At 74.6% G+C, this 26,993-nt stretch carries 26 protein-coding genes; 7 read left to right on the forward strand and 19 right to left on the reverse strand.

Features of this window, described 5'->3' with window-relative positions:
* Nucleotides 1-34: 34 nt before the first annotated feature.
* From PGB27_RS01430 to PGB27_RS01445, 4 genes are all read right to left on the reverse strand, one after another.
* Complete coding sequence (locus tag PGB27_RS01430) at nucleotides 35-865, reverse strand: IclR family transcriptional regulator (protein ID WP_274198548.1); 831 nt, start codon at nucleotides 863-865, stop codon at nucleotides 35-37.
* 106 nt (nucleotides 866-971) lie between these two features.
* Entirely contained in the window at nucleotides 972-2,162 is a 1,191-nt protein-coding gene (locus PGB27_RS01435) for a cytochrome P450 (RefSeq protein ID WP_274198549.1), read from the reverse strand.
* Nucleotides 2,163-2,222: 60 nt separating this feature from the next.
* Nucleotides 2,223-3,452, reverse strand: a complete 1,230-nt coding sequence (locus PGB27_RS01440) for a PucR family transcriptional regulator (protein ID WP_274198550.1) — start codon at nucleotides 3,450-3,452, stop codon at nucleotides 2,223-2,225.
* Nucleotides 3,453-3,490: 38 nt separating this feature from the next.
* Nucleotides 3,491-3,817, reverse strand: a complete 327-nt coding sequence (locus PGB27_RS01445) for a hypothetical protein (protein ID WP_274198551.1) — start codon at nucleotides 3,815-3,817, stop codon at nucleotides 3,491-3,493.
* Nucleotides 3,818-3,887: 70 nt separating this feature from the next.
* Between PGB27_RS01445 and PGB27_RS01450 the strand changes: the two genes are divergently transcribed.
* A complete protein-coding gene (locus tag PGB27_RS01450) occupies nucleotides 3,888-4,142 on the forward strand; it encodes a hypothetical protein (RefSeq protein ID WP_274198552.1) in 255 nt (84 codons plus the stop codon).
* 53 nt (nucleotides 4,143-4,195) lie between these two features.
* Here PGB27_RS01450 and PGB27_RS01455 read toward each other — a convergent pair whose 3' ends face one another.
* The 8 genes from PGB27_RS01455 to PGB27_RS01490 form a co-directional block, all read right to left on the reverse strand.
* A complete protein-coding gene (locus tag PGB27_RS01455; protein WP_274198553.1) occupies nucleotides 4,196-4,810 on the reverse strand; it encodes a hypothetical protein in 615 nt (204 codons plus the stop codon).
* On the reverse strand, nucleotides 4,807-5,316 hold the full coding sequence (locus PGB27_RS01460; RefSeq protein WP_274198554.1) for a hypothetical protein: 510 nt from the start codon (nucleotides 5,314-5,316) through the stop codon (nucleotides 4,807-4,809). Before PGB27_RS01460 ends, PGB27_RS01455 begins: the two co-directional genes overlap by 4 nt.
* Nucleotides 5,317-5,408: 92 nt before the next feature.
* Entirely contained in the window at nucleotides 5,409-6,446 is a 1,038-nt protein-coding gene (locus tag PGB27_RS01465; RefSeq protein WP_274198555.1) for a uroporphyrinogen decarboxylase family protein, read from the reverse strand.
* 23 nt (nucleotides 6,447-6,469) lie between these two features.
* Nucleotides 6,470-7,354: a dioxygenase family protein gene (locus PGB27_RS01470; RefSeq protein WP_274198556.1), complete on the reverse strand. Its 885-nt coding sequence runs from the start codon at nucleotides 7,352-7,354 to the stop codon at nucleotides 6,470-6,472.
* 20 nt (nucleotides 7,355-7,374) lie between these two features.
* Entirely contained in the window at nucleotides 7,375-8,184 is an 810-nt protein-coding gene (locus tag PGB27_RS01475; RefSeq protein ID WP_274198557.1) for a citryl-CoA lyase, read from the reverse strand.
* Entirely contained in the window at nucleotides 8,177-9,391 is a 1,215-nt protein-coding gene (locus tag PGB27_RS01480) for a CaiB/BaiF CoA transferase family protein (RefSeq protein WP_274198558.1), read from the reverse strand. The genes PGB27_RS01475 and PGB27_RS01480 overlap by 8 nt, the downstream gene beginning before the upstream one ends.
* Nucleotides 9,392-9,506: 115 nt before the next feature.
* Nucleotides 9,507-10,193, reverse strand: a complete 687-nt coding sequence (locus PGB27_RS01485; RefSeq protein ID WP_274198559.1) for an alpha/beta hydrolase — start codon at nucleotides 10,191-10,193, stop codon at nucleotides 9,507-9,509.
* Nucleotides 10,190-11,149, reverse strand: coding sequence for an AraC-like ligand-binding domain-containing protein (locus PGB27_RS01490; protein WP_274198560.1), 960 nt, complete (start codon nucleotides 11,147-11,149; stop codon nucleotides 10,190-10,192). Before PGB27_RS01490 ends, PGB27_RS01485 begins: the two co-directional genes overlap by 4 nt.
* Before the next feature lie 159 nt (nucleotides 11,150-11,308).
* Between PGB27_RS01490 and PGB27_RS01495 the strand changes: the two genes are divergently transcribed.
* Nucleotides 11,309-12,289 carry a VOC family protein gene (locus tag PGB27_RS01495; RefSeq protein WP_274198561.1) on the forward strand — a complete coding sequence of 327 codons (981 nt, stop codon included), beginning with the start codon at nucleotides 11,309-11,311 and terminating at the stop codon, nucleotides 12,287-12,289.
* Between the two features lie 4 nt (nucleotides 12,290-12,293).
* Here the strand turns inward: PGB27_RS01495 and PGB27_RS01500 are convergent, their stop codons facing one another.
* Complete coding sequence (locus PGB27_RS01500; protein ID WP_274198562.1) at nucleotides 12,294-13,100, reverse strand: IclR family transcriptional regulator domain-containing protein; 807 nt, start codon at nucleotides 13,098-13,100, stop codon at nucleotides 12,294-12,296.
* Nucleotides 13,101-13,299: 199 nt separating this feature from the next.
* Between PGB27_RS01500 and PGB27_RS01505 the strand changes: the two genes are divergently transcribed.
* On the forward strand, nucleotides 13,300-14,736 hold the full coding sequence (locus tag PGB27_RS01505; RefSeq protein WP_274198563.1) for an amidohydrolase family protein: 1,437 nt from the start codon (nucleotides 13,300-13,302) through the stop codon (nucleotides 14,734-14,736).
* 115 nt (nucleotides 14,737-14,851) lie between these two features.
* Here the strand turns inward: PGB27_RS01505 and PGB27_RS01510 are convergent, their stop codons facing one another.
* The 3 genes from PGB27_RS01510 to PGB27_RS01520 all read right to left on the reverse strand — a co-directional run bounded on the left by PGB27_RS01510 (nucleotide 14,852) and on the right by PGB27_RS01520 (nucleotide 18,755).
* Nucleotides 14,852-15,463: a hypothetical protein gene (locus PGB27_RS01510; protein ID WP_274198564.1), complete on the reverse strand. Its 612-nt coding sequence runs from the start codon at nucleotides 15,461-15,463 to the stop codon at nucleotides 14,852-14,854.
* A gap of 194 nt (nucleotides 15,464-15,657) precedes the next feature.
* A complete protein-coding gene (locus PGB27_RS01515) occupies nucleotides 15,658-16,830 on the reverse strand; it encodes an FAD-dependent monooxygenase (protein ID WP_274198565.1) in 1,173 nt (390 codons plus the stop codon).
* A gap of 80 nt (nucleotides 16,831-16,910) precedes the next feature.
* The gene (locus PGB27_RS01520; protein ID WP_274198566.1) at nucleotides 16,911-18,755 is read right to left on the reverse strand and encodes an HNH endonuclease signature motif containing protein; all 1,845 of its coding nucleotides are present in this window, start codon (nucleotides 18,753-18,755) and stop codon (nucleotides 16,911-16,913) included.
* 268 nt (nucleotides 18,756-19,023) lie between these two features.
* On the opposite strand from PGB27_RS01520, the gene PGB27_RS01525 reads away from it, so the two are divergent.
* The gene (locus tag PGB27_RS01525) at nucleotides 19,024-19,857 is read left to right on the forward strand and encodes a DMT family transporter (RefSeq protein ID WP_274198567.1); all 834 of its coding nucleotides are present in this window, start codon (nucleotides 19,024-19,026) and stop codon (nucleotides 19,855-19,857) included.
* A gap of 15 nt (nucleotides 19,858-19,872) precedes the next feature.
* Here the strand turns inward: PGB27_RS01525 and PGB27_RS01530 are convergent, their stop codons facing one another.
* A complete protein-coding gene (locus tag PGB27_RS01530; RefSeq protein ID WP_274198568.1) occupies nucleotides 19,873-20,871 on the reverse strand; it encodes an AraC family transcriptional regulator in 999 nt (332 codons plus the stop codon).
* Between the two features lie 172 nt (nucleotides 20,872-21,043).
* Between PGB27_RS01530 and PGB27_RS01535 the strand changes: the two genes are divergently transcribed.
* The 3 genes from PGB27_RS01535 (at nucleotide 21,044) to PGB27_RS01545 (ending at nucleotide 24,393) form a co-directional block, all read left to right on the forward strand.
* On the forward strand, nucleotides 21,044-21,847 hold the full coding sequence (locus tag PGB27_RS01535) for an alpha/beta fold hydrolase (protein ID WP_274198569.1): 804 nt from the start codon (nucleotides 21,044-21,046) through the stop codon (nucleotides 21,845-21,847).
* Nucleotides 21,844-23,001, forward strand: coding sequence for an LLM class flavin-dependent oxidoreductase (locus PGB27_RS01540; RefSeq protein WP_274198570.1), 1,158 nt, complete (start codon nucleotides 21,844-21,846; stop codon nucleotides 22,999-23,001). The genes PGB27_RS01535 and PGB27_RS01540 overlap by 4 nt, the downstream gene beginning before the upstream one ends.
* Nucleotides 23,002-23,100: 99 nt before the next feature.
* A complete protein-coding gene (locus PGB27_RS01545; protein WP_274198571.1) occupies nucleotides 23,101-24,393 on the forward strand; it encodes an MSMEG_0569 family flavin-dependent oxidoreductase in 1,293 nt (430 codons plus the stop codon).
* Nucleotides 24,394-24,451: 58 nt separating this feature from the next.
* Here PGB27_RS01545 and PGB27_RS01550 read toward each other — a convergent pair whose 3' ends face one another.
* Nucleotides 24,452-25,687 carry a fatty acid desaturase family protein gene (locus tag PGB27_RS01550; protein ID WP_274198572.1) on the reverse strand — a complete coding sequence of 412 codons (1,236 nt, stop codon included), beginning with the start codon at nucleotides 25,685-25,687 and terminating at the stop codon, nucleotides 24,452-24,454.
* 60 nt (nucleotides 25,688-25,747) lie between these two features.
* The gene (locus PGB27_RS01555) at nucleotides 25,748-26,875 is read right to left on the reverse strand and encodes a ferredoxin reductase (protein ID WP_274198573.1); all 1,128 of its coding nucleotides are present in this window, start codon (nucleotides 26,873-26,875) and stop codon (nucleotides 25,748-25,750) included.
* Nucleotides 26,876-26,993 lie beyond the last annotated feature (118 nt).

Raw genomic sequence — 26,993 nt, forward strand, 5'->3', positions numbered from 1 at the left:
GTCGGTCCTCCGGGAGGCTCGGTGGCGGGGATCGTCAGGGCGCCGGCGGCGCGGCCCGGCGGGGGCGGCGGCCGGCGGCCAGGGCGTGCGAGACGCCGGCGGCGCTGGTGCGCACGAGCGGAGCGAGCACGGAGACCGGCGGGTTGTCGTGGTGCGCGACCACCGACAGCGCGGCCACGACCTCGCCCCCGGCGTCGCGGATCGGGGCGGCGACCGAGGTGGCGTCGTCGGTGATCTGGCGCTCGCTGACCGCGTAGCCGCAGGTCCGGATGGCCGCGAGCATCTCCCGGATCCGCACGGGGTCGGCGAGCGTGTAGGGGGTGTGGCGGGTGAACGGCCCCTCGAGGACGCGCTCGACGACGTCGGCCGGCGCGTGCGCGAGGAGCACCAGCCCCACGCCCGTCGCCGTCATCGCCCAGCGGCCGCCGACGCGGGTGAGCACGCCGACCGCCCGGGAGCCGGCGAGGCGCTCGACGAAGACGATCTCGTCGTCCTCGCGCACCGCGAGCTGGACGTTCTCGCGGGTGACCGCGCACAGGTCCTCGAGGTAGGGCAGCGCCCGCTCGCGCAGCCCCGGGCCGCGCGGCGCCAGCGCGCCGACCTCCCAGAGCCGCAGGCCGATCTGGTAGCGCCCGCCCGCGTCGCGCTCGACCGCGCCCCAGACCTCGAGCTCGGTGACGAGCCGGTGCGCGGTGGACAGCGGCACCCCGGAGCGGCGGGAGATCTCGCTGAGGGTCAGCGTCGGGCGGTCGTCCGAGAAGGCCTCGAGCAGGCGCAGCGCCCGGGCCACGACCGGCCCCGTCGACACTCGTTCCGGGTCCCGCACGGGTCGGGTGGACCGGCCGCGGTCATGGGTGACCGTCATGGCTCTCCGTCGGCGTCGGCGACACGGATCGCAGGAGTGTGCGGCGGGTCACGCGCTGTGCCCAACAGAGGTTTCCGGATGCCGGAAGACGAGTGTGAGGAGGGTGTCAGGCCGGGACGAGGCGGACCGGCACGCTCGCGAACCCCCGCAGCCAGTTCGAGAGCCGGGGACGCGACTCCCCCGCGGGCTCGATGCGCGCGACGCGACGGGCCAGCGCGCCCAGGAGCGCCTCGGCCTCCATGCGGGCGATCACCTGGCCGACGCAGTTGTGCACGCCGGCGCCGAAAGCGGTGTGCCCTGCGGTGCGCCGGTGCAGGTCGTAGACGTCGGGGGCGTCCCAGCGGCGGGGGTCGCGGTTGGCGGCGCCGAGCATCATGAGCAGCTTCTCGTCGGGGCGGACCAGGGTCTCGCCGACGACGACCTCGCGCGTCGCCGTCCGCCCGATCACCGGGCTCGGGGTGTGGAAGCGCAGGCCCTCCTCGAACGCCGCCCGCGCGAGGGTCGGGTCGGCGTGCAGCGCCGCCCACTGCTCGGGGCGGCGGGCGAGCTCGTGCACCACCGCGCCGAGCGCGAGGATCGTCGTGTCGATCCCGGCCGAGAGGAACGACCGTACGAGCAGCGCGGCGTCGTCGACGGTGATGTCGCCCGTGTCGGCGAAGGCGTAGATGGCCGCGCCGATGCCGTCGTCGGCGAGCGCCTCGCGGCGGACCTGCCAGGCGACGTACTCGCGCGCCCCGCCCGCCCGGCGCTCCGCCTCGGCGCGCAGGGAGTTGTGCGGCCCCATCGACTCGAAGTTCAGCGCCGCGTAGGGCAGGAGGTGCTCGCGGCCCTCGGGGGCCATGCCGACCGCGTCGGGCAGCACCGTCATCGGGAAGCGCTCGGCCAGCGCGGCCGCGGCGTCGACCTCGCCGGCCGCCACCGCGTCGTCGACCACCTCGGCCGCCACCACCGCGAACCGGTCGGCCAGGTCCGCGAGCGCCCGCGGCGCGAGCACCCGGTTCATCACCCGGCGCGCGGCGGTGTGCGCGGGCGGGTCGGCGTCGAGCAGCACGCTCGGCGGGCGCCAGCCCTCGCCGCGGCGGATGTCGGCCAGCCCGGTGCCGGCGGTCGAGGTCCAGGTCTCCCAGTCGCGGAAGACCGCCGCCACCTCGGCGTGCCGGCCCGTCGCCCACACCCCGTGCGCGGCCAGGCGCACCACCGGCGCGGCCTCACGGACGGCGGTGTCGGCGGGGACCGGGTCGGCGAGGACGTCGAGGGCGAACGGGTCGACGTCGAGCTCCACCACCGTGTCGGTCACGGGCCCATCGGAGCACCGCGTCGCGGGTCGTGGGCACCCCGCTCCCGGATGCCGGGAGGGCTACCCGTCGTCGTCCGGGGCGGCCAGCGCGAGGCCCAGGAGCAGGCGGTCGCGGGCGTCGGCGAGGCGGCGGCCCGTGAGCGCCTCGAGGCGCGCGAGCCGGTACATGACGGTGTTGCGGTGGCAGTAGAGCGCGCCCGCGGCGTGGGACGGCGAGCCGTCGGCGTCGAGCACCGCGCGCAGGGTCGCGAGCAGCACGGCGCGCTCGGCCGGGGGCACGTCGAGCAGGTCGCCGAGCGCGGCGCGGCGCAGGCGCGGCACGAGGTCGGGCGCCTCGGCGAGCAGCGCCTCGGGCAGCCGGTCGTCGAGGTCCGCGACGGCCCCGGCGCCCGCCGGCAGCGTCCGCGCGGCCAGGCGCGCCCAGCGGTGCGCGACGTCGAGCCGCCCGAGGCCCGCCACCGGCGGCGACACCCCCACCGGCCCCAGCGCGCGGGGCCGCAGGGCGTCGGCGACGGTGGTGGTGGTGGCGGCGGCGGCGGTGGTGGTCCCGGCGTCGTCGTCCTGCGGGATCACGACGCCCACGACCTCCGCCGAGCGCACGTGCCACACCGACGTCGCGCACCCGGCGAGCGCCTCCGCCGCCCCGGGCAGCGGGTCGCCCTCGGCGTCGCCGACCGGGGCGACCACGCACAGCACCGCGGCGTCCTCGTCGACGCCGAACAGGCGCGCGGCGTCCCGGGCCCACGCGGGCTCGTGGCCGCGCCCGGCGAGCAGGCCCTCGATCACCGCCCAGCGCCGGCCCAGCTCCAGGCCGCGCAGCCGCGTCTCCTCGCGCCGGTAGGCGTCGACGAGCCGGTCGGAGCTCGCGTCGAGTATGCGCCACACGTCGTCGGCGACGACGAGCAGCGCGGCGTCGTGCTCGCCGCCGAAACGTTCGCGGGACACGGCGCGCATCCGCTCCCACACCAGCCGCCCGCACTGGCGGTAGGCGCGCAGCACGACCTCGAGCGGCACCCCCTGACGCGCGCGTCGCCGGCCGGTGTCGACGGTCAGCGCGGCGGCGTCGACGTCGGGCGGCAGGTCACCGGCGAGCTGGGTGAGCAGGCGCTCCAGGCTCGCCCGGCAGGTGGCGCGCAGGTCGTCGCGCACCGGCACCCCGAGCGCGCCGTAGACGTCCTCGCGCTCGAGGATGCGCGCGGTGAGGCAGTCGGCGATCTCGTCGACCTCCTCGCGCAGGGCGCGGCACAGCACCGTCAGCGAGTCCCGGGCCGTCCCGGCGCGCGCCACCATCGGGGAAGCATCCCCCGCGGCGGCCCGTGCGGTCCACGTCACACGGTCGTCGGCGCCTCGGGTGCCTTCCCCCGCCACACCAGCGACCGGGCGTCGAGGTCGCGGACCAGCGCGGCGCCCTCGGCGAGCATCCGCTCCCCCTGCGCCACGGCGTGGGCGAGTCGGTCGTCGTCGAGCTGCCGGTACGCGGCGCCGCGGCGGCGGTCGAGGGCGTCGTACCAGCGCCCACCGACCGCGTCGTCGAGCAGCACGCGGCCGAAGCAGTGGCCGTGGCGGATCACCCAGTGCTCGCGCGCGGCCGCGGCGGGGAGCTCCCGGTCGACGAGCTCGCGGTAGCGGGCCAGGAGGGCATCACGGTCGGCCATGCCCGCGGCTACCCACGCACGCATCCCCAGCGACCGGCGTACGCCGCGCACCGTTCGGGCACGCTCCCGGATGACCGCCACGAACGTCGCGACGCCCACGACATCGCCCGCCCCGCCGCGACCGGCGCTGTCGGTCCCCCTGCCGTGGTTGGGCACCATCGAGCTCTCGCGGGCCCAGCTCGTCTACGTCGGCGGGATCGCCGGGCTCACCGTGGCCGGCCTGCTCGAGTGGCCGATCGCCCTGGTCATCGCCGGCGGCAGCGTGCTGACCTCGGACCCCGGCAGCCGGACCGGGCGCGACGTCGGCGGCGCGATGGCCGTCTGACGCGACCGGGAGGGGCCCCGTGCGGGCACCCCTCCCGGCCTCCGTCAGCGCGCTCAGCGCCGGCGGCGTGCCTCGTCGGCGGCCTCGGCGAGCTCGAGGGCCTCGGCCTTCTTCTCGGCCGCCTCGCGCTCGGCGGCCACGGCCTCGGACTCCTCCTGGACCCGGGTCCGCCGGGCCTCGTGAGCGTGGTCGTCGATCTGCTCGTGCGCCTTCGCGCGGTCGCGCTCGGCCTGCTCCTTGCGCTGCTGCTCGCGCTGCTCGGCCTTCTCGGCCCGCTGGCGGCGCTCCTCCTCGAGGCGCTGCTTCTGCTCCTCGGCCTGCTGCCGCGTCCGCTCGCGCTGCTGCTGGTCCTGCTCGCGGCGCTGCGCCAGCCGGTCGTCGGCGACCTCGCGGCGGGCGTCGGCGGCCTCCTCGCGCTCCGCGGCCTCGCCGCGCTGCCGGACGCGCGCCTCCTTCACCCGGCCCTGCGCGCTCATCTCGGGGTCGCCGAGCACCGTGCCCAGGATCCCGCGCACGGTGGCCTCGACGCTGTCGAACGCCAGGGACGGACCCCACTCCTTGTTGCCGCCGTTGCCGGTGACCTGGGCCAGCAGGTCGACGGGCACGCGGGCCACGCCGAACCCGACCGACACGAGGGTGCGCGGCACCGCGGCCACGGGGTTGCTCATCGGTTCTCCTCCACGCTCTCGATCACCTCGGCGTCGCGGCGCGCCTGCTCCGCGCGGACCTCCTCGTCCTGCGCGCGCTCCTCGGCGGCGGCGCGCTCGCGCACCGCGTCCACCTCGTCGCGGCGCAGCTCCTGCTCGCGGGACTGCGCGACCTGCTCGGTGGCCTGCCGGCGGGTCGCGGTCTCCTGCGCGGCCCGCTGCTGCTCGGCGGAGCGGTCCTGCTCGGCGCGCTCCTCGCGGGCCGCCGCGGCGTCCTCGGTCGCGAGGCGCTCGCGCTCGACCCGCAGCTCCTCCTCCTTGGCGCGGGCCTCGGCCTCCTCGCGCTTCTGCTCGGCGAACTCGTCGGCCCGCTTGGCCTCCTTCGCGGCGTCCGCCTTCTCCTGCTGCAGCTCGCCCTCGGCGCGCAGGTCCTGGTTGTCGGTGACCGCGCCGGCAGCCTGCTTGACGGCGCCGGCGATCCGCTGACCCGCGCGGGTGGCCTTGCTGGACTCACCGGGGTCGGCCATGGGCTCCTCCTCGTACGGCGTCTGTCCGCCTGGAGCCCCCTGGTACCCGCTGGGCCGACCGTTCGATCACCGACGACCGGGCGGACGGCCCGCTACCCGCCCAGCTCTGCCCGCAGCCGCCCGGCCCCCGCCGCCAGGGCGCGCATCTTGCCCTCGGCCACGTCGCGCGGCAGGTACTTCAGCCCGCAGTCGGGCGCGAGCACGAGCTGCTCGGGTGGGAGCAGGTCGAACGCCCGGCGCGCCCGATCGGCGACGACGTCCGGGCTCTCCACCGTCTCGTCGGACAGGTCGAGGACGCCGAGGATGATCGTCTTGTCGGTGAGGTCGGTGAGCACGCCCAGGTCGAGGCCGGACTGCGCGGTCTCGATGGAGATCTGGTCGACGGGGCTGCCCGCCAGCTCGGGCAGGAACGAGTAGCCCTCGGGGCGCTCGTGGATGATCGCCGCGTAGCCGAAGCAGATGTGCACCGCCGTGGTCCCCGTGACGCCGTCGAGGGCGGCGTTCAGGGCCTCGAGCCCGTACGCGCGGGCGGCGTCGGGCCGGGCCTGCATGTAGGGCTCGTCGATCTGCACGACGTCGGCGCCCGCCGCGAACAGGTCCCGCACCTCGGCGTTCACCACCGCCGCGTACGCCATCGCCGCCGCCTCCGGGTCGCCGTAGTGGTCGTCCTGGGCCTGCTGCGACATCGTGAACGGCCCCGGCACGGTCATCTTGATCGTGCGGTCGGTGGCCGCGCGCAGGAAGCGCAGGTCGTCGACCTCCACCGGCGCCGGCCGCGCGATCGGCCCGGTGATGCGCGGGACCGGGTTCGGGTGCCCGCTGCGGTCGAGCGCGCTGCCCGGGTTGTCGACGTCGACGCCGTCGAGCGCGGTCGCGAAGTGGTTCGAGTAGCTCTCCCGCCGGATCTCGCCGTCGGTGACGATGTCGAGCCCGGCGTCCTCCTGCGCCTTGATCGCCAGCAGCGTGGCGTCGTCCTGCGCCTGCGCGAGGAACTCGGGCGCCACGCGCCAGAGCTCCTTCGCGCGCACCCGCGGCGGGAACCGGCCGGCGAGCTTGCCGCGGTCGATGAGCCAGTCGGGCTGGGCGTAGCTGCCGACCAGTGACGTGGGCAGCAGGGGCAGGGACGGCACGGCGGCTCCTCGGGTCGGGACGGTCAGGAGGGCTGGAGCACGAAGTCGTAGGCGGCCTCGCACCACGGGACGTCGCTGTGGCCGCCGTCGGGCGTCGGGCCCGGCTCCCGGTCGGTGAACGTGACGACCAGCTCGCGCTTGACGCCGAAGACGACGTCGCTGTCGAGGTACGGCGCGCCCTCCTGGAACAGGTGCGTGATCAGCGGCTCGTGGCCCGGGGCGTTGAGCAGGAAGTGCACGTGCGCGGGGCGGAAGTGGCTGATGTCGGTCTGCGCGATGAGGTGCCCGACCGGGCCGTCCATCGGGATCGCGTAGCCGAGCGGGGCGATGGTCCGCACGCAGTACGTGCCGTCCTCGCGGGCGGTGTACTTCGCGCGCAGGCGCGCCTCGTCGACCTCGAGCTGGCTCTCGTAGGCGCCCTCGGCGTCGGCCTGCCAGACGTCGAGCACCGCGCCGGGCACGGGCGTGCCGTCGAGCGAGCGCACCGTTCCGTGCACGAAGAGCGGCGTGCCCGACACCCCGTCGGACATGTCGCCGCCGTAGCCGAGCTCGGGCGAGCCCTCGATGAAGAACGGGCCCAGCACGGTGGCGGGCGTCGCGCCCTCGCGGAAACGGTGGTTCTGCTGCACCACGAGCATCGACAGGCCCAGCACGTCCGACGCGAGGATGAACTCCTCGCGCTTCTCGTCGCTGATCTGCCCGACCTCGGTGAGCCAGCGCATCGCCGCCATCCACTCGCCCTCGGACAGCTGCGTCTCGCGGGCGAACGCGTGGAGGTGGCGGACGAGCGCGCTCATGAGCTCCGCCGTGCGCGGATCGTGCGCCGTCGACCACCGGGCGGCCGCGAGGTCGGTGATCGTGTCCTCGGTGACGGTCATCGGCGTGGTGGGGGTTGCCGGGTGCGCCATGTCGACCCTCCTGTGGTGGTTCAGAGGCTGGGCGGGACGTACGGGTCGGGGTCGACGGGCCGGTTGTGCAGGTCCACCGACAGGAAGATGTCGTTGCCGACGGGGTGGCGCAGCTCCTCGGCGAGCTGGCCGATGAGCCCCGCCGTCCGGGCGAGCAGGGCGAAGGCGCGCAGCAGCTCGAGGGGCAGGCCGAGGTCCGCGAGCGCCGCGCCGCAGACGCCGGCGCCGTTGAGGGGCAGCGTCTTCCCGAGGATCTCCGGGTGCACCCGCCCGATCGCGGCGAAGAGCGCGAGGTGCGGACCGGTGAGCCCCTCCTCGGCCGCGATCGCCATGAGCCGCGGTGTGCGGGGGTCGCCGTCCTTGTGGACGTGGTGACCCAGGCCCGGGACGAACCTCCCGGCCTCGCGCTGCGCGCGGACCGTCTCCAGTGCCAGCGCGTCCCACCCATCGTCGTCGGTCGGCAGCTGCTCCTGCGCGACCAGGACGCCGTGCAGGAACCGCCCGCAGTCCTCGGTGACGCCGAGGAAGCGCGAGCCGCCGGCGAGCAGGCCCGCCGCGAGCGCGCCCTGCACCGAGTCGGGCGCGGAGAGGTGGGTCAGCCGCGTGATGATCGCGGTCGGTGTGTAGCCGTGGTCGGCCAGCGCGGCGAGGACGGCCTCGAACACTCGGGTCTCGCCGGGCGTGGGCCGGCGCTGCGTCGCGAGCCAGAACGCGAGCTCGCCGAAGCCGACCTCGCCCATGACGTCGTTCGCCAGGTCGTGGCCGAGCAGGGTGATGGCGTCCTTCGACGAGGCGCCCAGGGCGGTGGGGTACTCGCGGGGCTCACTCATCGGCGCTCCTCGATGGTCCGGCTCCGCTGCGCTCCGTGTCCTGCGCCAACCACTTCCGCAGCTCCGCACCGTGCTCGTCGAGCTCGGGCGGCGGCAGCTCGTAGGTCGCCGGGGTCTCGGAGAAGCGGATCGGGTTGCGGGTGGTCGGTACCGCCCGCTCCCCTGTGCCGACCTCGACGACGGGGTCGAGCCCGAAGCGCTCGGCGATCGCGAAGCCGCCGGCGACGCTGTTGATCGGGCCGGCCGGGACGCCCGCGGCCACGAGGAGGTCGAACCACTCGTCGGCGCCCTTGCCCGCCAGCGCCTCGACGAGGATCGGGCGCAGCTCGTCGCGGTGCTCGGTGCGGTCGGCGTTGCGCGCGAACCGGGGGTCGTCGGCCAGCTCGGGCATCCCGAGGACGCCGCAGAGCTTGCGGAACTGGCCGTCGTTCGCCGCGGCGACGATGAGGTCGTTGTCGGCGGTGGGCAGCGGCTCGTAGGGCACGACGCTGGGGTGGGCGTTGCCCATCCGCGTCGGGACGACGCCGCCCGCGGCGTAGGCCGAGCTCTGGTTGACCATCCCCGACATCGCCGACGCGAGCAGCGACAGCTCGACGTGCTGGCCGCGGCCCGTGGCGTCACGGTGGCGCAGGGCGGCCAGGATGCCGATGAGCGCGTCCTTGCCCGCCATGACGTCGAAGATCGAGATGCCGGCGCGGAACGGCGGGCCGTCGGGCGCGCCGGTGAGGCTCATCAGGCCCGAGACCGCCTGCACCATGAGGTCGTAGCCCGGGACGTGGGCGCCCCCGGTGGACCCGAAGCCGGAGATCGAGGCGTAGACGAGCGCCGGGTTGTCGGCCGACACCGAGGCGTAGTCCAGCCCGTACTTGGCCATGCCGCCGGGGCGCAGGTTCTCGATGAGGACGTCGGCGCGGCGGGCGAGCTCCTTGGCGATCGCGACGTCCTCGTCCTGGCGCAGGTCGAGCGCGATGGAGCGCTTGCCGCGGTTGATGCCCAGGTAGTAGGTCGACGTCTCGCCGCGGGTCGGCGGCATCCAGGTGCGGGTCTCGTCGCCCTGCGGCGACTCGACCTTGACCACCGTCGCGCCCAGGTCGGCCAGCAGCATCGTGGCGTAGGGCCCGGCGAGCACGCGCGAGAAGTCGGCCACGAGGAGCCCGGCGAGCGGGCCCCCGCCCGTCGCCGCGCCGGGGTCGTCCTCCTGCGCCATGCGCCCTGCCCCCTCCGTCCGCTGTACGGACACGTGTCCGTGTTCGTCCTCGCGAGCCTGCTCGCGGTGGCCGAGATCGTCAAGCCCGGGGGCGGTCGCGCCGCCGCCGGGTCGATCACCCGACCCGTCGCCCGTCCCCGGGCGCGAGCCGCCGCAGCAGTGCCGCCGCGGCGTCCACCTCGTCGTCGGCGACCTCGTGGGCGCGGCCGGGCTGCACGCGCAGCTCGACGTCGGCGTCGCGGTCGCGCAGCAGCGTGGCGAGCTCCTCGGTGGCCGCGAGCGGGATCCACGCGTCGTCGTCGCCGTTGCCGAGCAGCACCGGCAGGCCGGCGAGGGAGGCACCGGCCGCCCCGCGGTCGGAGCCGAGCGGGCCGAACGCGGCGCCCGTCCACACCACCGCGCCGGCCCACCGGCGCGGCCGGCGCAGGAGGTGGTCGGCGACCAGGCAGGCGCCCTGGGAGAACCCCGCGAGCACCGTCGACCGGGCGTCGTGGCCGTGCGCGGCGAGGGCGTCGGCGAGCCCGTCGACCACCGCCGCGGCACGGTCGCGCTCGGCGCGGGTCTCGGCGAGCGGGTCGTGGACGCGACCGGCGTACCAGGAACGTCCGGGCGCGGCCGGGAGCACCCACGTGACGGCCACGTCGGGCAGGCGCGCCACGAGGCGGGTGAGCACGTGGTCGTGCATCCACGCGGGGTCCTGGTCGCGGCCGTGCAGCAGCACCACGGCGAGCGTCCCGGAGCCCGGCGGCGCGCCGTGGAGAGCCACCCCGGGCGCCCGCAGGGCCTCGGCCCGAGCCGTCACGCGGTCCCGTCCAGCATGGTCCGACGGTAGGCCACCGGGGTGCGGCCGGTCGCGGCCTTGACCAGCTGCCCGAACCGCGTCGCGTTGGTGAACCCCCAGCGCAGCGCGATCGCCGACACCGGGGTGCGGACCTCGGCCGGGTCGGCGAGGTCGGCCAGGCAGCGGCCCAGCCTCCGCTCGCGGATGGTGCCCGCCACGGTCCGGCCGTCCTCTGCGAGCAGCGCGTGCAGGTGGCGGGGCGAGATGAACATCGCGGCGGCGACGGCGCGCGGCGACAGGCCCGGGTCGGCGAGGTGCTCGTCGATGTGCCGGTCGATGCGTCCGCGCAGCTCCTCGTGCGGGTCCGGGGCGGCCAGCAGCCCCCGGCGGGCGAGCTCGTCGTCGAACAGGGTGCGCGCGAGCTCGGTGGCGTGCCGCGCGGCGGCGAGCGCGGCGTCGGGGCGGGCCCCGGGACGCTCCAGGCTCTGGTGCAGGCCGGTGAGCAGGCCCGCGACGGCCGGGGCGATCCCGTGGGCGGCGCCGAGCGTCGTCGCGGTCAGCGCCTCGGCCTGCCGGTGGGCGCCGAGACCGTCGGCGGGGAAGCGGAAGCAGAGGCTGCGGTAGCCCTCGCCGCTGACGATCTCGACGGGGCGGGCGGAGTCGTAGAAGACCATGTCCCCGGGGCCCACGCGGGCCAGCCGGCCGTCCTGCCGGAACTGCGCGGTGCCCGCGAGCTGCAGCGAGAGCAGGTAGTCCGCGGGGGCGTCGTCGATGTGCTCGGCCGCGCGCTCCGCGCGGTGGGGCCGCGACGACATGGCGATCATCGACGCGGCACCCAGACGTCGGCGGCCGATGCTGCCGCGGAAGCGCTCGGGTGCCGAGTACTCGACGTGGAAGGGCAGCAGCGCCCCCGTGACGGCCCCCCGCCAGGCCTCGACGCTCCCGACGTCCTGGACCTCACCGACCACGTCGTCCATCTCCGAGCACCTCCGGCGCGCCGGACGACCGGTCGTCGGCCGCCGACCCCCGCACCGTGCCGCGGGCGGAGATGTCCGTGCACTGTAGTGAGAGGCACGAGACGCAGACCACACCTAGCGTCGCCGGTCGAGCTCCGGCCCCGCCCTCCAGGAGGTCCCGTGTCCCACATCCGCGGTTCCCACCACACGACGCTGTCCGTGGCCGGCGCCCAGGAGGACGTCGACTTCCACGTCGACACGCTGGGCATGCGCTTCATCAAGCGCACGGTGCTCTTCGACGGCTCGCTGCCGATCTACCACCTGTACTACTCGAACGCGGCCGGCGACCCGTCCGCGGTGCTCACGACCTTCCCGTGGCGCCAGGCCGGGCTCGTCGGGCGGCGGGGCACCAACCAGGCCCGCGAGGTGCTGCTCGCCGCACCGGCCGACTCGCTGGACTTCTGGGAGCGGCGGCTCACGGAGCACGGGGTCGAGGTGACGAGCACCGAGGTGTTCGACCGGCGCCGCCTGGAGTTCCGCCACCCCTGCGGCATCGAGTACGCCCTCGTGCCCGCCGACGACGACCCGCGCGTCGGCCACCCCGGGCAGGGCGTGCCCCCGGAGTACGCGATCCACGGCATCCACGGCACCGGCATCCACGTCGCCACCCCGGAGCGCATGGTCGAGTTCTCCGAGGAGGTCTTCCACTCCCAGGGCAAGCTCGTCGAGGACGGCGACCGCGCCGCGTACCAGGTCGGGCAGGACAGCCACGGCAACCACGTGGAGCTGATCGCCGACAACGCCGACGACCAGGGCACCTGGCGCTACGGCGCCGGCACCTTCCACCACGTCGCGTGGAACCTCGAGACCCTCGAGAACCAGGACGACCTCAAGTTCGAGATCGAGGGCAACGGCTACACCGACATCTCCGAGCTCAAGGACCGCAAGTACTTCAAGTCGGTCTACGTGCGCACCCCGGGCGGGGCGCTGTTCGAGCTGGCCGTGACCCACGCCGAGGGCGGCTGGACCTGCGACGAGTCGCCCCACGAGCTCGGGCAGCGCTTCCAGCTGCCCGAGCAGTTCGAGCACCGCCGCGAGGAGATCTTCTCGAAGCTCGAGCCGATCGAGACCCCGGTGTCGCCCGACGAGGAGGAGTCCTGAACGCTCAGGACGCCGGCAGCGTGCGCCGCGGGAGGGCGGCGCGGCGGGCGAAGTCGGCCGAGATGTCGCCCGCGGCCTGGAGCAGCAGCGGGAGGTGGTGCTCGAGGAGGTGCGCCACCGACGTCTCCGCGGCGTGGCAGTTGACGTTGACGCCGGCGATCACGCGCCCCTCGCCGTCGCGCAGGGGCGCCGCCACCGAGCGGATGCCGGCGGCCAGCTGCTCGTCGGTGAGGGCCCACCCGCGGGCCCGCACCTCGCGCAGCACCGCGTCGCGCTCCTCGGGGTCGGGCCGCCAGCGCGGGGTCAGGCCCGACCGCGTCGGCTCGGCGAGCACCCGCTCGAGCTCGTCGGGCGGGAGCGCGGCGAGCTGGACCTTGCCCAGCGATGTCGCCAGTGCCGGGAACCGCGTCCCGATCTGCACGCTCAGCGCGACGATCTTCGGCACGGCGACGCGGGCGACGTAGACGATGTCCGAGCCGTCGAGCTGGGCGATCGAGCACGACTCGCCGGTGCGCTCGACGAGGCGTTCGAGGTGCGGGCGCGCCACCTCCCACAGGCCCAGCGCGTCGACGTAGGCCACGCCGAGGTCGAGCACGCGCGGGGTGAGCACGAACCCGCGCTCGACCGCGCGGACGTACCCGAGCTCGGCGAGCGTGAGCAGGATGCGTCGCGCCGTGGGGCGGGCGAGCCCGGTCGCGGTCGCCACCTCGGCCAGCGTCATCACGGGCCGTGCGGCGCCGAAGGCGGTGATGACGTCCAGCCCGCGCGCCAGGGCCTCGATGAAGTCGGGCCCCGCTCCGTCTCGCGGCACGGCGACTCCCTCCCTCGCGACGCGGCTGGGCCGGACTGTAGCCGCTGCGACCGCTGGGCGGACAGCACGACCACGACCGCCCTCCGGGCACCCCTCCCGGCGGATCGTTGACAACTCGACCATCGGCGGACGAAGGTGACCCACATCATCCGACCGCCTGTCGGACGCCTGTCCGCCCGCGCCCACCGAGGAGCGCCCCATGAGCCAGCCCGCCGCCGAGCGGCGTCCCGTCGTCCTGCGGGGCGGCACGGTGCTCACCGTCGACGCCGCGCACACCGTGCTCGAGGGCCACGACGTGCTGGTGGTCGACGACCGCGTCGCCGCGATCGGGGTCGACCTCGAGGTCCCGGCGGGCACCGAGGAGATCGACGCGCGCGGCGGGATCGTCATGCCGGGCATGGTCGACACGCACCGGCACATGTGGCAGACGGCGATGCGCGGCTACGGCGCCGACTGGACGCTCACGCAGTACTTCGTCTGGTACTACCTCGACTGGGGCTGGCGCTTCCGCCCGCAGGACGTGCACGCGGGCAACCTGCTGGCGGCGATCGAGGCCGTCGACGCCGGCGTCACCACGTGCGTCGACTGGTCACACGGGCTGCAGACCACCGAGCACGCCGACGCCGCGGTCGACGCGCTCGCCGCGGTCCCCGGCCGCTTCGTGCTCGCCTACGGCAACATCCAGGACGCGCCCCAGAACTGGACCGCCGCCCCGGAGCTGCGCGACTTCCTCGACCGCCGGCGCGGCGACGTCGACGGCTTCCAGCTCGCCTTCGACGTCACCGGCGACCCGTCGTTCCCGGAGAAGCCCGCCTTCGAGGTCGCCCGCGACCTGGGCCTGCCCGTCACCACCCACGCCGGCGTGTGGGGCGCGACGAACGACGACGGCATCCGCCTCATGCACGAGCACGGCTTCACGCGCCCGGACACGGTCTACGTGCACGCGGCCACGCTGTCCGCCGACTCCTACCAGCGGATCGCGGCCACCGGCGGCTCGGTGTCGGTGTCCACCGAGAGCGAGCAGAGCGCCGGCCAGGGCTACCCGCCCACTTGGGTGCTGCGCAGCCACGACATCCCGGTCTCGCTGTCGATGGACACCTCGGTGTGGTGGAGCGGCGACCTGTTCACGGCCATGCGCACCACGCTCGGCGCCGACCGCTCGCGCGAGCACCTCGAGGCCCACGCCAAGGGCGAGACGGTCACGCACGCCGCCCTGCGCGCCGAGCACGTCGTCGACATGGCCACCCGCGGCGGTGCGCGCGCCCTGGGCCGCGAGGACGACCTCGGCAGCGTCGAGGTGGGCAAGAAGGCCGACCTGGTGCTGATCCGCAACGAGCACTCGCCGGTCATGTTCCCGCTGCTGCACCCCCACGGCCACGTCGCGTTCCAGGCGCAGCGCGGTGACGTCGAGGCGGTGCTCGTCGACGGGCGGGTCGTCAAGCGCGACCACCGCCTCGTCGGGGTCGACCTGGCCGCGGCCCGGCGCGCGGTGGAGCAGACCGTCGACCACCTGCGCGGCGAGCTCGGCGAGGACACCTGGCGCCAGGGGATGAACCCGGACATCCCGGAGACGACCATCCTCGACAACCCGTACCAGTACACGGACTACCACTCGGGGGCGACGCACGGCGCCTGAGAGCCGTCCGCCACCTCCGGGTGTCGTTCACCGCCTGGTCCGACACGCCTGGTCTGACACGCGTCGGCCCCCGTCCCGGATGCGGGACGGGGGCCGACGCGTCGTGCGGGGTGACTCAGTGCTGCGCGGCACCGGACCCGCGCGCGCCGACGATCGAGCCCGCGATCGCGGCGACCGCCGCGACGCCGAGCCACAGCGCCGCCCAGCCGGCGGCGCTCTGGACGGCGTCCACCGTCACGGCACCGCCCAGCGACCCGACCGTCCCGAGGCTGCCGGCCAGCACTCCGCCGCCGACGGCGCCGAGGACGAGCAGGCCCACGACGGCCAGCGCCCAGGTCATGGCGCCCTGCAGGGCGGCGTCCGCGGAGACGGCGTGCGAGCCGGACGCGGTGCCGCCGGCGAGTCCGCCGACGAACAGCGCGATGATCGCCAGCACCGCGCTGACGATGCTGGCCGCGGCGCCCGAACCGGGCCCGTCCACGCCGACCGACAGCCAGCCGAGCGCCGTGAAGAGCAGCTGGAGGACGACGAACACCGGCACCGCCACGAGGGCGCCGGTCCACGCCGGGCCCCACCGGGTCGGGCGGCCGCTGTCGGCGCCGCGGCTCCGGTGGTCGCCGCCACGGGCGGGCTGCTGGGCGGACTCCGGGTACGCACCCGGGGCGTGCACCGTGGTCGGCGTGCCGTCGCCGCTCATCTCACGGGTCTGCATGTCGTGCGCAGTCATCGGACCTCCTCGTGCACAGGGGTGGCCGCCGCACGCGTCGGCGACCGGGGAGCCGGGCCGGCTCGGGAGCGGGTCGGACGGTGTCCGACCGGCGCCCCACCGGCCCCACGGCTGCACGCGTCAACCGACGAGACCGGATCCCCGAGGCGCCGTGGCCCCACACGCCACACGAGATCCGCGCGGCGTTCGCTGCGTCACTCGGGGTCCACGCCCGCGTAGGCGTGGGCGAACCACCGGCGCAGCAGCGGGTCGCGCTGCAGCGACGACACCCAGCCCTCGCGCAGGCCGAGTCCGAAGCCGTCGCGCTCGTCACCCGCGCCGGGCGGCGCCGTCATGATGCGCAGGAACCAGTCGGAGAACGCCTGGGTGCGCCAGATCGCACGCAACCGCGTCGCGCTGTAGCGCTCGCTGCGGGTGGGGTCGCCCTGCGGGCCGAACCGCTCGACCAGGCCGTGGGCGAGCTCGACGGCGTCGAAGATCGCGAGGTTCATGCCCTTGCCCCCGGCCGGCGTGATGAGGTGCGCCGCGTCACCGACCAGGAAGACCCGCCCGTGCTGCATCGGCGTCGTCACCCGGGTCCGCAGGTCGAGGACGTCGACCTCGGGGAGCTCGACGCCGCCGAGGTCGGCGCCGAGGCGCCGGCCGACCTCGTCGCGGATGCGGTCGTGCGGCCAGTCCGCGGGGCCCTGATCGCCGGGGACCTCCAGGTAGAGGCGCGTGACCTCGGGCAGCCGGCGCATGTGGGCGGCGTAACCGCGCGGGTGGGCCGCGTAGATCGTGTGGCCGACCAGCGGCGGCATGGCCGCGCTGATGACGAGGAAGCGCTGCGGGTGCCGACGGTCGTGCGAGGTGACGTGCCCTGCGAGTGACCGGGCCACGGCGCTGCCCGCGCCGTCGCAGCCGACGACCACCCCTGCGTGGAGCTCCTGCGGCCCGTCCGGTCCGGCGGCCGTCACCCGGGCCCCGTCGGCGTCCTGCTCGACGCCGGTGACGCGGTGCTCGAACAGCACCCGGCCGCCCTCGTCGAGGAACGACGTCGCGACCCGGGCCACGAGCTCGTGCTGCGGGAAGACGTAGTGGGGTCGCCCACCGGTGAGCGCGCCGTAGTCGACGAGGACCGACTCGTCGGCGGTGCGGAACTCGCAGCGGTGGTTCTCGGCCGCGAAGTCGAGGACCGCGCCGCCCAGGCCCTCGGCGGTCAGCAGCTGCACGGTGCGGTACTCGACGATGCCCGCCTTGGGGAGCTTCCCGAGCTGGTCGTGCGCCTGGGCCTCCACGACGGTCGTCGCCACCCCCGCCCGCTGCAGCAGCCACGCGAGGACCAGCCCCGCCGGCCCGGCGCCCACGACGACCACGTCCGTCCGCACCCCGCCACCCTGGTCGGTGGGACGCCCGACCCGCAGCGCGACTCCCGCGGAGCGGGAAGGTGATCGCCCGCGCAGCGGGCTCAGACGGCACGACGTCGCCAGGGATCGCCGGATCGTGGCTGAGCTTCGCGACGCCGCCAGGAGTCGATCTCGGCCGGCCAGCCGTCGACCTCGTCCCGGCGCTGCCCGCTCTCGTGCCCGGGTCGCGCCGCGCCGCGCTTGAGCGTGCTCAGGTCCGCGCCTCGATCACGACGCGAGTCGTCGGGTTCGGCGTCGCGTTCCCCGAGCGATGGGTCTTCCCCGAGCGGTGGGTCTTCCCCGAGCGGTGGGTCGAGCGCGGGCGAGCGCACCGACCAGCGGTGCCCGGACGGCGAGGTCCAGACGATCACCGGGGCGCTGCCCCCGTCCGGGTCGGGGGCGAGGGCCGCCGACCACTCCCCGTGCGTCTTGATCCGGTGATGTCGCCGGCACGCGGGCTTGAGCGTGTCGGCGCGGGTGCGCCCGGCGCCGCCGCCCGGCCGGGCGTGCTCGTAGCGCACGACGTGGTCGAGGTCGCACCGCGAGGCCGGCACCCGGCACCCGGGCGCCGCGCACGTCATGTCCCGCGCCCGGACGAGATCCTGCATCGACGCGGGTGGTCGGTAGCGGCGGGCGTCGAGGTGGGCGGCGGTGCCCGTGACCGGATCGGTGAGGAGCCTCCGCCACCACGCGTCCGGGCCGCTCGCCAGGCGCCGGGCCATCGCGGCGGGGAGCGGGCCGTGGCCCTCGAGCTCGCCGGGCCGGTCGGAGAAGCCGGCCAGGACGTCCCAGCCGACCGTCACCCGCACCTCGGTGCGCACCGGCGAACGCGACCTCCGCCGGAGGCCGCGCACCGGGTCCCGCGCGTCAGCAGCCTCTGCGTCGCCGCCCGCTTCGTCCTCGATGCGGTCGTCATCGGCGTGCTCGTCCCCGGCGTGGTCGCCCAGGTCGCGGCCCGGTGCGGGGTCGACGGTGCCGCCGCCCGCCGTCGCGTCACCCGCCGTCGCGTCACCCGCCGTCCCGTCGCCTGCCACGCCGTCGGCGCCCGTGCCGTCACCCGCGGTGCCGCCGCCACAGCAGCAGCCCCCGGCGTCGGCGGTGGCGCCGTCGAGGATCAGGTCGCGGGCGCTGTCGGCGCGCTTCTGCGCCAGGGTGCGCTGCTCGCCGTCCGGCGCGTCGCCGGCGGCGCGGGCGAGCGCGTCGATGATCGAGTACACACCCCGCGCCTCGTCGCCGGGGAGACGCAGCTGGACCACGCCGGTGGCCCCGTGGTCCTCCGACCAGTAGCGCAGCTCGCGGGACTTCCGGGCCTGCTCGGGCCGCCGGCGGACCATGTCGGGATCCAGGCGCGCCACGATGCGGCGGACGACGTCGCGCAGCTGGCTCGGCGTGCGCTCACGCGCCGGCCGTGACCACAGCTCGGCGTCCACGGCCCGGGCGGTCCCCGAGTCGCACAGCTCGGTCTGCTCGAGCACCACCCGCGCGTGGCTCAGCGAGATGCGCCCCTCCTCGAGCGCCACCAGCGTGAGCGGCAGGCAGTCGAGCAGGGTCTCGGCCTGGAGGACGCGGATCTCGCCGGTGCGCGGGGCGACGCGTGCCATGGCGGCGACCTCCATCGCCACCGACTCGGACGCCAGCTCGCCCCGCCCGGCGCCGCGAGCCCGGGCCTGGCGCGCCTGCAGGTAGTGGGCGGTCTCGCGGTAGAGCCGACCGGTCGCCCAGTTGACGATCGCCTCCCACCCGGCGAGCCGCTCGGCCGAGTCGTGGCCCTCGTCGTCGACGAGGTCGACGGGTCGGGAGGCCTCCAGCCCGGCCGCGAGCTCCGGCCCCGGCACCCACTGCGACCACGGAGGCGCGGCGGACGGACGTGGCTCCCCGGCCACCGCCGCCCATCCGTTATCGAACACGTGTTCGATGATACCAGTCACACCGGCGGTGCGGGTGGCGACGGCGAGAGCTACGGTCCGTCCCCAGCACGTGGTTGCGCCTAGGGTTCCGCCCGCCTCCCGCCGCCCAGCCCACAACCAGGGACGGCCGGGGTCTGGACCGAGCGGCGCCACGGCCGCCCCCGACCCACGGTCCGGGCCGGTCGACACCTGACGGGAGAGAAGCCCCGAGGGCTCCTGTTCGACGTGCCCGCTCCACAGCGGGCAGCGACACCAGGGAGCCTCCTCGGTGACACCCGCCATCACGATCCTGACCCTGCTCGCCGCCTTCCTGCACGCGGCGTGGAACGCCGTCGCGCACGGCGTCCCCGACCGCCTCGTCGGCTTCGCCCTCATCGGAACGACGTACGTCGTGGTCGGCGGCGGCGCGGCGCTGGCGCTGGGCCTCCCGCCGGCGGCGACCTGGCCCGCGATCCTCGCCTCGGCGGCGATCCACGTCGTCTACGTCCTGCTGCTGTGGTGGAGCTACCAGCTCGGCGAGTTCAGCCAGGTCTACCCGGTCGCCCGGGGCACCGCGCCCTGGGTCGTCGCGCTCGTCGAGCTCGCGCGCGGCGAGCACGTGCCCGCGCTCCAGCTGGTCGGCATCGCCGTGATCTCACTGGGCCTGCTCAGCCTCGCCCTGGACGGCGGACGCCTCTCCCGCGGCTCCCTGCCCGCCCTGGGCGCCGCACTGGCGACCGGCCTCTGCATCGCCGCCTACACGGTCGTCGACGCCACCGCCGTCGCCACCACCCCGGTCGCGGTCTACGCGGCGTGGATGTTCCTGCTGCAGGGTCCGGTGATGCCGGTGATCGCCCTGGCCCGCCGGGGGCGCGGCCTCCTGGCACAGCGACGCCCCGTCGTCCTCGCCGGCCTCGGCGGCGGCCTGGTCTCCCTGGCCGCCTACGGGCTGGTGCTCGTCGCGCAGACCAGCGGGGCCACGGCCGCGGTCGCCGCGCTGCGCGAGACGAGCATCGTCATGGGGGCCCTGATGGGCACGGTGTTCCTCGGCGAGCGCTTCGGCCGGGGCCGGGTGGTCGCGGCCGCGGTGGTGACGGTCGGGATCGTGCTGGTCGACCTCTGAGCCCCGGCACCGGCCTCACCGCCGCAGGGTCGTCGACGGCGCCTCCCCGAACCGCGCCCGGTAGGCCGCGGCGAACCGCCCGAGGTGCGCGAACCCGTGCCGCATCGCGATCGCCGCGACGCCCTCGCCCGGTTCCGCGGTGAGCAGGTCCTCGCGCGCGGCCTCCAGCCGTTGCCCTCGCAGGTAGGCCATGGGCGTGGTGCCGAGCTCGCGGCGGAAGGCCGCGTGCAGCGCCCGCTCGCTGGTCCCGGCGTGCGCCGCCAGGTCGGCGACGGTGAGCGTCCGGTCGTGGGCGGACTCGACCAGCTCGAGCACCCGGCGCAGCACCCGCGGCGGCGCGGGCGGCGACCGGCGGAAGATCCGTTCTCGGTGGTTGTGCCGGGTGCCGAGCAGCAGTGCCGTCACCACGGCGTGCTCGACCTCACCCGTCAGGACCGCGGGCGGCGGACCGGACGAGTGCGCGAGCAGGGCCCGCAGGCTCGCCACCGCCCCGACCACCGCGTGTCCCGCTCCGTCGACCTCGAGCCCCGGCTCGAACACCAGCGGCGCGTCCGGGACGTCCTCGACGAGCGTGCGCAGCCCGCGCTCGAGCCGGTCGCGCCCCACCGCGACCATGAACTGCTCGGTGGCCGGACCCCAGCGCATGTCGACGCGCTCGCCGTAGTCGAGGACGACGCCGCGGCCGCGGTCGCCGGTGGTGCTCCGGCCCGCGGCCGCGAACGACACCGCCCCGCGCGGGACGAAGCTGATCGTCACCCACGGGATCGGGGGCGTGCAGGTGACGGTGACGGGCGCGCGGTAGCGCGAGCGCAGCACCCCGACCTCGCCGACCCGCCGCCACGACACCGCGGCGTCGAAGTCCTCCGCGTCGCCGTCGACGGTCATCGCGTGCCCGCAGCCGAGGAACTCGATCGTCCGCGAGCGGGCCAGCGACGGGTGCGACGTCCGGATGTCGACGGCGTCCGACTCGCCGAGGTCCGGGCGCGCCAGGTCCTCGGTGAAGGCGACTGACATCGACGTCCTCCTCGTCCCCGGAGATCCGCTGCAGGAACCGGCCGACGGCGGCGGTCGACGGATCGTGCGGAGCGCGGTGCTCTTCGTAGTGTCCGCCATCACATCCTGACCAGGCCCGCGCCGACAAGGCCAGCAGCAGTGACCGAGCCCCGAGAAGGGACAGGGAGGCTCCATGACCGTCACCGACGCCGACCCGGCCACGCCGGCGATCCAGCGGAGGGACGCCGGCAGCGGCGAGATCGCCTACCGCCGCGCCGGGCAGGGACACCCGGTGCTCCTCCTGCACTCCGCCGGGGGCGCGAACGAGTGGGGCCCGCTGCAGCTCGGGCTCGTCGCCACCGGCGACCTCATCGCCCCCGACCACCCCGGCTTCGGCCTCTCCGACGACCTGCCCGAGATCCACACCGTGGACGACCTCGTCTACCACTACCTCGACCTGCTCGACGGTCTCGGCCTCGCGCAGGTCGACGTCGTGGGCATGTCGTTCGGCGGCTGGGTCGCCGCGGAGCTCGCGGTGCACTCCCCGGAGCGCGTGCGCCGCCTCGTGCTCGGGGCGGCGGTCGGGCTCCGGATCCCCGAGGCGCCGGTGGCGGACCTGTTCCTCATGAACCCTCCGCAGCTGATGCGCGCGCTGTTCCACGACGAGGCCCTGGTGTCGGCCGCCCTCTCGGTCCCGCCGACCACCGACCAGATCCTCGCGACCTACCGCGACCTCGGCGCCCTGGCCCGCTTCGGCTGGCACCCGTTCCTCAACGACCCGAAGCTCGAGCGCCGCCTGCACCGCATCAGCGCGCCGACGCTCGTGCTCGCCGCGGGCGAGGACCGGCTGGTGCCCCGCGCGCACGCCGAGCGCTACGCCGCCCGCCTCCCCGACGCCGAGCTCCAGGTCGTCCCGGACTGCGGGCACGCCCTGCACGGGGAGAGACCCGCCGAGGTCACCGCCGCCGTCGTGGAGTTCCTGGGGAGGTCGTCGTGAAGGTCAACTTCTTCCACCTGATGCCGTACCCGTACCTGCCCGACGACTTCGACGACGTCGAGAAGTACCCCTCGCCGTCGCTGACGTTCTCGAACGCCCACTTCGACCCCGCGATCGGCGTCGACCTCTACCACCGCTACCTCGACGAGCTCGAGTACGCGGAGGCGGTGGGCTTCGACGGCATCGTCGTCAACGAGCACCACCAGTCGGCCTACGGGACGATGCCGTCGCCCAACATCATGGCCGCGGCGCTGGCCCGCCGGACGAGCCGGGCGACGATCATGGTGCTGGGCAACGCGATCCCGCTGCGCGGCAACCCGCTGCGGGTGGCCGAGGAGATCGCGATGCTCGACCACCTGACGAAGGGCCGGCTGCTCTCGGGCTTCGTGCGCGGGATCGGCTGGGAGCACTTCGGCCACAGCATCAACCCCGCCGACTCGCGGACGCGCTTCAACGAGGCCCACGACCTGATCAAGAAGGCGTGGACCGAGCCGGGCCCGTTCAGCTGGTACGGCGAGCACTACGAGTACCGCTACGTCAACATCTGGCCGCGCCCGCTGCAGCAGCCGCACCCGCCGATCGCGGTCCCCGGCGCCGGGAGCCCGGAGACGATGCGCTGGGTCGCCGAGAACCACTACACCTACGTGTCGGTGTACGCCCCGACGAAGGTCGTGAAGACCTGGTTCGACGGCTACCGCAGCGCCGCCGCCGACCTCGGCTACGTCCCGGAGCCCGAGAAGATCGGGATGGCGCTGCCGGTGTTCGTCGGCGAGGACGACGCGTCGGCCCACCGCGAGGCCCGCCCGTACGTCGAGTGGCTCTTCCACCGGGGTCTGCGGCAGGGCCTCGAGATCGTCTTCCCGCCCGGCTACATGAGCCCGGCCGCGATGCGGGGCCTGCTCAAGGCGAACCTCAAGGCCTACCCGGAGCTGTCGTACGAGGAGCTGCTCGAGCACGGCTACGTCGTCGTCGGCGGTCCCGAGCAGGTCCGCAACCGCCTCGGCGAGCTGCGCGACGAGCTCGGGTTCGGCCAGCTCATGGCGATGCTGACGATCGGCGCCATGCCGGCGGACATGGTCCGGCGCAACACCGAGATCTTCGCCCGCGAGGTGATCCCGGAGCTCAGGAAGGCGCCGGTGCCGGTCTCGTCCTGACCCGTTACACGCGGCAACCCCGGCGCAGTCCGGAGGCAATCACCCCGCAATCGACCCCACCGATCGTGAGGAGGAAGCCGAGCGACGCGGGGAGCGATCATGGAGTTGTCGGGCGGGCACTGGCCGGTCGTCGTCGTGGGGGGCGGCCAGGCCGGGCTGTCGATGAGCCGGTGCCTGGGTCGTCGCGGCATCGACCACCTCGTGCTCGAACGGGCCGAGGTGGCGCACTCCTGGAAGACGTACCGCTGGGACACGTTCTGCCTGGTCACGCCCAACTGGCAGTGCCAGCTGCCCGACTTCCCCTATGCCGGCGACGACCCGCACGGCTTCATGGTGCGCGACCAGATCGTCGACTACCTCGAGGCGTACCGGGCGTTCGTCGACCCGCCGATCGTCGAGGGCGTCGAGGTCACCCGGGTGTCCCGTGACCCCCGCGGCACCTACCACCTGACGACCAGCGCCGGCGACCTCACCGCCGACCAGGTCGTCGTCGCCACCGGCGGCTACCACACGCCGATCACCCCGCCGCTGTCGCAGCCGCTGCCCGCGGGGATCACGCAGGTCCAGTCGCACCACTACCGCAACGGCGCGCAGCTGCCGCCCGGCGAGGTCCTCGTCGTCGGCAGCGGTCAGTCCGGGGCGCAGATCGCCGAGGACCTGCACCTCGAGGGCCGGCAGGTCCACCTCGTCGTCGGCGACGCGCCGCGGGTCGCGCGCTTCTACCGCGGCCGCGACGTCACCGACTGGCTCGCCGAGATGGGCTACTACGACATGCCCGTCACCGAGCACCCGCGCCGTGAGGCGGTCCGCGCCCAGGCCAACCACTACGTGACCGGGCGCGACGGCGGCCGCGACATCGACCTGCGCGCGCACGCCCGCGACGGCATGCGCCTCTACGGCCTGCTCACCGACCACCGCGACGGCGTGCTGCACTTCGACGCCGACCTCACCGCGCGCCTCGACCACGCCGACGAGGTCTCCGAGTCGATCAAGGACACGATCGACAAGTACATCGCCGAGCAGCAGGTCGACGCGCCCGTCGAGGAGCGCTACACGCCCGTGTGGCGACCGCAGGGCGAGACGACCGAGCTGCGCCTGGCCGACACCGGCATCAGCTCGGTGGTGTGGTGCATCGGCTTCCGCCAGGACTTCCGCTGGGTCGACGTGCCGGTGTTCACCGGCCGCGGCGCCCCGTCGCACACCCGCGGCGTGACGAGCTCGCCGGGCCTGTACTTCCTCGGCCTGCCCTGGCTGTGGACCTGGGGCTCGGGCCGCTTCTCGGGCGTCGGGCGCGACGCCGAGTACCTCGCCGAGCGCATCCGCTCCCAGCGCGGCCTCACCGGCACCGGCCCGCGCGGCGACGTCTGCAACGTCCTGGCGCTGGGCTCCTGAGGACGCGTCAGCGGAGCGCCACCGCACCGGTGGCGCCCCGCCGACTCGCCGGGGAGCCTCAGGCCGAGGTCGAGCCGGTCGGGTTCGGGTGGCCCGGGGTGTTGGCCGGCGCCGGCGGGGTCTGGCCCGCCTGCGGCGTCTGGTCACCCGTCGAGGGCACGGCGCCGGCGCTGCGGGGCAGGCCGAGCGACTGGCGCTGCTGCGAGGCCTCGCGCATCTTCTTCGCGGGCAGGGACAGCCGCCAGATCGAGCGCGTGGCCTGCCAGAACTGCTTCGGGAACGAGCCCGTCGTGTAGGGCAGGTCGTACTTCTCGCACAGCGCGCGGACGCGCTCCTGGATCTCCGGGTACCGGTTGGACGGCAGGTCCGGGTACAGGTGGTGCTCGATCTGGTAGCCGAGGCTGCCGGACATGATGTGCATCAGCCGGTTGCCGGTGAAGTTCGCCGACGCGAGCAGCTGGCGCAGGTACCACTCGCCCTGCGTCTCCTTCTCCAGCTCCTCCTCGGTGAACACCTCGGCGCCGTCGGGGAAGTGCCCGCAGAAGATGATCGCGTAGGACCAGATGTTGCGGATGAGGTTGGCCGTGAGGTTGGCCGTGGCCGTCGGCCGGAAGTTCTTGCCGGTGAGCGCCGGGAAGAGGATGTAGTCCTTGCCGATCTGGCGCGCCTGCTTGACCAGGATCCCCTTGAACTTCTTCTTGAACTCCTCGGGGTCCTCGAGCTGCCACTTGACCAGGCCGTCGATGTCGAGGTCGTGGAGCGAGACGCCGTACTCGAACGCCAGCATCAGCATGGCGTTCACGACCGGCTGGGTCAGGTAGTACGGGTGCCACGGCTGGTCGGACCGGACGCGGAGGATCTCGTACCCGACGTCCTTGTCCTTGCCGATCACGTTCGTGTACGTGTGGTGCAGGTAGTTGTGGGAGTGCTTCCACTGGTCCGCGGGGCAGACGTTGTCCCATTCCCACGTCGACGAGTGGACCTCCGGATCGTTCATCCAGTCCCACTGGCCGTGCATGACGTTGTGGCCGATCTCCATGTTCTCGAGGATCTTGGCCACGGCCAGCGTCAGCGCGCCGGCCCACCACAGCTCCCGGCGGTGGCTGCCGAACAGCATGGCCCGGGAGGCCACGTTGAGGCGGCGCTGGATGGTGATGAGACGCCGGATGTAGGTGGCGTCCTCCTCGCCGAGCTTCTCCTCGAAGTCGGCGCGGATCTGGTCGAACTCGCGTCCGAGCGCCTCCACGTCCGCCTCGCTGAGGTGGGCGAACTCCTTGACGTCGGCGATGGCCATGTCTCGGTTCCTCTCGAGCGGGGACTTGACCGTGCTGGCGTTGACTGCGGGTGGACGGGACTAGACGTCGAGGATGACGTCGCCGGCCGCGGCACCGATGCAGGTCTGCACCTTCACCGCGTCCCAGTCGGCGCCGCCGGACCCGTCGGCCCGGTGCTCGGTGCCGTCGCGCAGGTCGCGGACGACGCCCTGGCGCAGCGGGACGACGCAGGTGTGGCAGATGCCCATGCGGCAGCCGAACGGGAGCTGGAGGCCGGCCTGCTCGCCGGCCTCGAGCAGCGTGGTGGCGCCGTCGATCTCGATCTCCTTGCCGGACTGGGTGAACGTCACCGTGCCGCCCTCGGCCTCGCCGCCGGTGAGGTCGACCGAGAAGCGCTCGAGGTGCAGCTGCTCGTCGAGCCCGGCCTCGGTCCACACGCGCTCGGCCTCGTCGAGCAGTGCGTTCGGCCCGCACACCCACGCCTGGCGCTCCTGCCAGTCGGGGCACAGGTCGGCGAGGTTGTCGAGGTCGAGGTGGCCGTCGCTGCGCGTGTACTGCTTGTGCAGGCGCAGGTTCTCGTGCTTCCCGGCGAGCTGGTCGAGCTCGTCGGAGAAGATCAGGCTGTCCTCGTCCGGGGCCGAGTGCGCGACGAGGACGTCCGGCATCGTGCCGCGGCGGTCGAGGGTGCGCAGCATCGCGATGATCGGGGTGACGCCGCTGCCGCCGGTGAGGAACAGGATCTTCTTCGGCGGCGGGTCGGGGAGGACGAACTCGCCCTTCGGTGGGGCCAGGCGCACGATGGTGCCGGGCTCGAGGCCCTCCACGAGGTGCTTCGAGAGGAAGCCCTCGGGCATGGCCTTGACCGTGACCGACAGGTGGCCCTTGTCCTTCTTCGGCGGCGAGGTCAGGGAGTAGGACCGCCAGTGGAAGCGCCCCTCGACCTGCACCGCGATGCCCACGTACTGGCCCGCCTGGTGGTCGAACGACCATCCCCAACCGGGCTTGATGACGAGGGTGACCGCGTCCTCGGTCTCGGGCACCACCTTGACGACCTTCCCGCGGAGCTCGCGGGCCGACCACAAGGGATTGACCAGGGAGAGGTAGTCGTCGGGGAGCAGCGGGGTGGTGAAGCGGGAGGCCACCTTGCGCAGACGGCGCACACCGCTCGGGAGTCGGCCGGGGGTCTGCCCTTCGCTCACGTCGCTCACCTCCACAACGCTACACGGTACCGGTAGTACCAGGAACCGGCCGTCACAGTTACTCTGGCGTTGCCCTTGTATGACCCGTGACGGGCGTCATGAAACACGATCACGTGTCATATGTCGT

Source organism: Actinomycetospora lemnae (genome assembly GCF_028737315.1).
GTDB lineage: Bacteria > Actinomycetota > Actinomycetes > Mycobacteriales > Pseudonocardiaceae > Actinomycetospora > Actinomycetospora lemnae.

What these genes read in the sequence shown, in the direction of transcription:
- PGB27_RS01505 (WP_274198563.1), top strand. Translation starts at nt 13,300, where the DNA reads ATGAGCCAGCCCGCCGCCGAGCGGCGTCCCGTCGTCCTGCGGGGCGGC.
- PGB27_RS01430 (WP_274198548.1), bottom strand. Translation starts at nt 865, where the DNA reads ATGACGGTCACCCATGACCGCGGCCGGTCCACCCGACCCGTGCGGGAC.
- PGB27_RS01470 (WP_274198556.1), bottom strand. Translation starts at nt 7,354, where the DNA reads ATGGCGCACCCGGCAACCCCCACCACGCCGATGACCGTCACCGAGGAC.
- PGB27_RS01440 (WP_274198550.1), bottom strand. Translation starts at nt 3,452, where the DNA reads ATGGTGGCGCGCGCCGGGACGGCCCGGGACTCGCTGACGGTGCTGTGC.
- PGB27_RS01445 (WP_274198551.1), bottom strand. Translation starts at nt 3,817, where the DNA reads ATGGCCGACCGTGATGCCCTCCTGGCCCGCTACCGCGAGCTCGTCGAC.
- PGB27_RS01545 (WP_274198571.1), top strand. Translation starts at nt 23,101, where the DNA reads ATGGAGTTGTCGGGCGGGCACTGGCCGGTCGTCGTCGTGGGGGGCGGC.
- PGB27_RS01460 (WP_274198554.1), bottom strand. Translation starts at nt 5,316, where the DNA reads ATGGCCGACCCCGGTGAGTCCAGCAAGGCCACCCGCGCGGGTCAGCGG.
- PGB27_RS01535 (WP_274198569.1), top strand. Translation starts at nt 21,044, where the DNA reads ATGACCGTCACCGACGCCGACCCGGCCACGCCGGCGATCCAGCGGAGG.
- PGB27_RS01530 (WP_274198568.1), bottom strand. Translation starts at nt 20,871, where the DNA reads ATGTCAGTCGCCTTCACCGAGGACCTGGCGCGCCCGGACCTCGGCGAG.
- PGB27_RS01550 (WP_274198572.1), bottom strand. Translation starts at nt 25,687, where the DNA reads ATGGCCATCGCCGACGTCAAGGAGTTCGCCCACCTCAGCGAGGCGGAC.
- PGB27_RS01510 (WP_274198564.1), bottom strand. Translation starts at nt 15,463, where the DNA reads ATGACTGCGCACGACATGCAGACCCGTGAGATGAGCGGCGACGGCACG.
- PGB27_RS01480 (WP_274198558.1), bottom strand. Translation starts at nt 9,391, where the DNA reads ATGGCGCAGGAGGACGACCCCGGCGCGGCGACGGGCGGGGGCCCGCTC.
- PGB27_RS01490 (WP_274198560.1), bottom strand. Translation starts at nt 11,149, where the DNA reads ATGGACGACGTGGTCGGTGAGGTCCAGGACGTCGGGAGCGTCGAGGCC.
- PGB27_RS01475 (WP_274198557.1), bottom strand. Translation starts at nt 8,184, where the DNA reads ATGAGTGAGCCCCGCGAGTACCCCACCGCCCTGGGCGCCTCGTCGAAG.
- PGB27_RS01455 (WP_274198553.1), bottom strand. Translation starts at nt 4,810, where the DNA reads ATGAGCAACCCCGTGGCCGCGGTGCCGCGCACCCTCGTGTCGGTCGGG.
- PGB27_RS01450 (WP_274198552.1), top strand. Translation starts at nt 3,888, where the DNA reads ATGACCGCCACGAACGTCGCGACGCCCACGACATCGCCCGCCCCGCCG.